This is a genomic window from Shigella sp. FC1544 (assembly GCF_001722145.1).
In the GTDB taxonomy this organism is placed as follows: Bacteria; Pseudomonadota; Gammaproteobacteria; order Enterobacterales; family Enterobacteriaceae; genus Escherichia; species Escherichia coli.
This window is the reverse complement of sequence record NZ_MECT01000183.1, coordinates 1-3,395: the sequence shown is the minus strand read 5'-3', so window position 1 is coordinate 3,395 and position 3,395 is coordinate 1. Positions and strand designations below refer to the sequence as shown.

Annotated in this window: 4 protein-coding genes and 2 pseudogenes; 4 read left to right on the top strand and 2 right to left on the bottom strand. The window is 47.6% G+C overall.

Going from position 1 to position 3,395, the window contains the following annotated elements; genetic code table 11:
* Together BGK49_RS26525 and BGK49_RS11065 are read right to left on the bottom strand one after the other, a co-directional pair.
* Window positions 1-350: pseudogene (locus BGK49_RS26525) on the bottom strand (IS1 family transposase); the annotation flags it as partial.
* An 84-nt stretch (window positions 351-434) separates the two neighbouring features.
* Window positions 435-803, bottom strand: coding sequence for a YcgJ family protein (locus BGK49_RS11065; protein WP_001056831.1), 369 nt, complete (start codon window positions 801-803; stop codon window positions 435-437).
* A gap of 519 nt (window positions 804-1,322) precedes the next feature.
* On the opposite strand from BGK49_RS11065, the gene minC reads away from it, so the two are divergent.
* The 4 genes and pseudogenes from minC to BGK49_RS26510 form a co-directional block, all read left to right on the top strand.
* A complete protein-coding gene (gene minC / locus BGK49_RS11060) occupies window positions 1,323-2,018 on the top strand; it encodes a septum site-determining protein MinC (protein ID WP_000072536.1) in 696 nt (231 codons plus the stop codon).
* 23 nt (window positions 2,019-2,041) lie between these two features.
* The gene (gene minD, locus BGK49_RS11055) at window positions 2,042-2,854 is read left to right on the top strand and encodes a septum site-determining protein MinD (RefSeq protein WP_000101055.1); all 813 of its coding nucleotides are present in this window, start codon (window positions 2,042-2,044) and stop codon (window positions 2,852-2,854) included.
* Between the two features lie 3 nt (window positions 2,855-2,857).
* The gene (minE, locus tag BGK49_RS11050) at window positions 2,858-3,124 is read left to right on the top strand and encodes a cell division topological specificity factor MinE (RefSeq protein WP_001185665.1); all 267 of its coding nucleotides are present in this window, start codon (window positions 2,858-2,860) and stop codon (window positions 3,122-3,124) included.
* A gap of 92 nt (window positions 3,125-3,216) precedes the next feature.
* Window positions 3,217-3,395, top strand: a pseudogene (locus BGK49_RS26510) (IS1 family transposase); the annotation flags it as partial.

Genomic DNA, 3,395 nt, shown 5'->3' with positions numbered 1-3,395 from the left:
AGCACCGACGTAGCCCCACTGTTCGTCCATTTCAGCGCAGACAATCACATCACTGCCCGGTTGTATGCGCGAGGTTACCGACTGCGGCCTGAGTTTTTTAAGTGACGTAAAACCGTGTTGAGGCCAACGCCCATAATGCGTGCACTGGCGCGACATCCGACGCCATTCATGGCCATATCAATGATTTTCTGGTGCGTACCGGGCTGAGAGGCGGTGTAAGTGAACTGTAGTTGCCATGTTTTACGGCAATGAGAGCAGAGATAGCGCTGATGTCCGACAGTGCTTTTGCCGTTACGCACCACGCCTTCAGTAGCGGAGCAGGAAGGACATCTGATGAAAATGGAAGCCACGCAAGCACCTTAAAATCACCATCATACACTAAATCAGTAATTTGGCAGCATTACCGCCGAATAGAACATTATGTAAACAAGGCATCACTCACGACACATAAATAACATCTTTGTGGTGATTTGATTGATTTTTCCACTCCGCTTACCATCCACACCAAAATAACGATCATCACGACATAATTTTTCTTTAACATCGCAAAATACACCGTTAGCGAATGTAAATTCGCTGGGATCGTAGCCTTGTAATGATTGTAAGTTTTCAGCGGCTTTTTCGCCGAGATATTTCCTTGTTAACTCTGGGGAAATGCCATCTGAGTTCACACAAATATACGGGTCGCAAACAACGCCGCACGCCGGAGATTGAAGTCCGCCAGCGTCATGTCCAGACGCCATTGATGAGAACATCATCCCCACACCTGACAATCCGATATAAAAAATACGCATCATATTCATAGCACATCCTGATAATCCAACCGTACAACACTTATGCTCATTTCATCATCAATCCGTAATCAAAACCGCTGACCTGGACGAGTTACGATGACCTGACAGAAGTATCAGACGTCTTCTGCGGTTTCTATGATAGAGCAATTCTGTGGCGGATATTAAGATAACGGGTATCTGTTCTTTAATGATGCTGCAAAAAATGGAAAGTTAAGAAAGCCTGGCGTGGTGAAAAAATACACTTGCCTCAATACTAGATATTTAAACAGGTCTGGAGATGCTGTCACGATTAGGGTGCGGAAAAAGGAAGCGTAAATAAGAACAATCAAAAGTACGACGGCAATGGGTTGATTGACAAGGGTATTTTTTAAGCTATGAATCAGCGCCATTTATCACAGAATAGACTTTTACTCTGAATAAATGGGAGGGTGACTTGCCTCAATATAATCCAGACTATAACATGCCTTATAGTCTTCGGAACATCATCGCGCGCTGGCGATGATTAATAGCTAATTGAGTAAGGCCAGGATGTCAAACACGCCAATCGAGCTTAAAGGCAGTAGCTTCACTTTATCTGTGGTTCATCTGCATGAGGCAGAACCTAAGGTTATCCATCAGGCGCTGGAAGACAAAATCGCTCAGGCCCCCGCATTTTTAAAACATGCCCCCGTTGTACTCAACGTCAGTGCACTGGAAGACCCGGTAAACTGGTCAGCGATGCATAAGGCGGTGTCGGCAACCGGTTTGCGGGTTATTGGCGTAAGTGGCTGCAAAGATGCGCAACTTAAAGCCGAAATTGAAAAGATGGGGCTGCCTATCCTGACGGAAGGAAAGGAAAAAGCGCCGCGTCCAGCTCCCGCACCACAGGCTCCAGCGCAAAATACAACGCCGGTCACAAAAACGCGTTTAATAGATACCCCGGTGCGTTCCGGTCAGCGTATTTATGCTCCACAATGTGATCTGATTGTTACAAGCCACGTTAGCGCTGGGGCCGAATTGATTGCCGATGGGAACATTCATGTCTATGGCATGATGCGCGGTCGTGCGCTTGCAGGGGCAAGTGGTGACCGGGAAACGCAAATATTTTGTACGAACCTGATGGCGGAACTGGTGTCCATCGCAGGTGAATACTGGCTGAGTGATCAAATCCCAGCAGAATTTTATGGCAAAGCGGCGCGACTGCAGTTAGTCGAAAACGCTTTGACCGTTCAACCGTTAAATTGATCCCTTTTTAACAAGGAATTTCTATGGCACGCATTATTGTTGTTACTTCGGGCAAAGGGGGTGTTGGTAAGACAACCTCCAGCGCGGCCATCGCCACTGGTTTGGCCCAGAAGGGAAAGAAAACTGTCGTGATAGATTTTGATATCGGCCTGCGTAATCTCGACCTGATTATGGGTTGTGAACGCCGGGTCGTTTACGATTTCGTCAACGTCATTCAGGGCGATGCAACGCTAAATCAGGCGTTAATTAAAGATAAGCGTACTGAAAATCTCTATATTCTTCCGGCATCGCAAACACGCGATAAAGATGCCCTCACCCGTGAAGGGGTCGCCAAAGTTCTTGATGATCTGAAAGCGATGGATTTTGAATTTATCGTTTGTGACTCCCCGGCAGGGATTGAAACCGGTGCGTTAATGGCACTCTATTTTGCAGACGAAGCCATTATTACCACCAACCCGGAAGTCTCCTCAGTACGCGACTCTGACCGTATTTTAGGCATTCTGGCGTCGAAATCACGCCGCGCAGAAAATGGCGAAGAGCCTATTAAAGAGCACCTGCTGTTAACGCGCTATAACCCAGGCCGCGTAAGCAGAGGTGACATGCTGAGCATGGAAGATGTGCTGGAGATCCTGCGCATCAAACTCGTCGGCGTGATCCCAGAGGATCAATCAGTATTGCGCGCCTCTAACCAGGGTGAACCGGTCATTCTCGACATTAACGCCGATGCGGGTAAAGCCTACGCAGATACCGTAGAACGTCTGTTGGGAGAAGAACGTCCTTTCCGCTTCATTGAAGAAGAGAAGAAAGGCTTCCTCAAACGCTTGTTCGGAGGATAAGTTATGGCATTACTCGATTTCTTTCTCTCGCGGAAGAAAAACACAGCCAACATTGCAAAAGAACGGCTGCAGATTATTGTTGCTGAACGCCGTCGCAGCGATGCAGAACCGCATTATCTGCCGCAGTTGCGTAAAGATATTCTTGAGGTCATTTGTAAATACGTACAAATTGATCCTGAGATGGTAACCGTACAGCTTGAGCAAAAAGATGGCGATATTTCTATTCTTGAGCTGAACGTGACCTTACCGGAAGCAGAAGAGCTGAAATAAGCCCGCTGTAAAAACGCATTTATCTTCAAGGCAGAGTCATTTCTGCCTTGAGTTTTTCATCCCTCTCATCCACGTTGTGGTAAAGCGGCGAGTTGAATGGCGTTGGATGCCGGGCAACTGCACGCATTATGGGCGTTAGCCTCAACACGATTTTACGTCACTTAAAAAACTCAGGCCGCAGTCGGTAACCTCGCGCATACAGCCGGGCAGTGACGTCATCGTCTGCGCGGAAATGGACGAACAGTGGGGATACGTCGGGGCTAAATCGCGC

Excerpts from the sequence above, each read along its gene's own strand:
- BGK49_RS11065 (WP_001056831.1), bottom strand. The coding sequence starts at position 803 with ATGAATATGATGCGTATTTTTTATATCGGATTGTCAGGTGTGGGGATG.
- minC (WP_000072536.1), top strand. The coding sequence starts at position 1,323 with ATGTCAAACACGCCAATCGAGCTTAAAGGCAGTAGCTTCACTTTATCT.
- minD (WP_000101055.1), top strand. The coding sequence starts at position 2,042 with ATGGCACGCATTATTGTTGTTACTTCGGGCAAAGGGGGTGTTGGTAAG.
- minE (WP_001185665.1), top strand. The coding sequence starts at position 2,858 with ATGGCATTACTCGATTTCTTTCTCTCGCGGAAGAAAAACACAGCCAAC.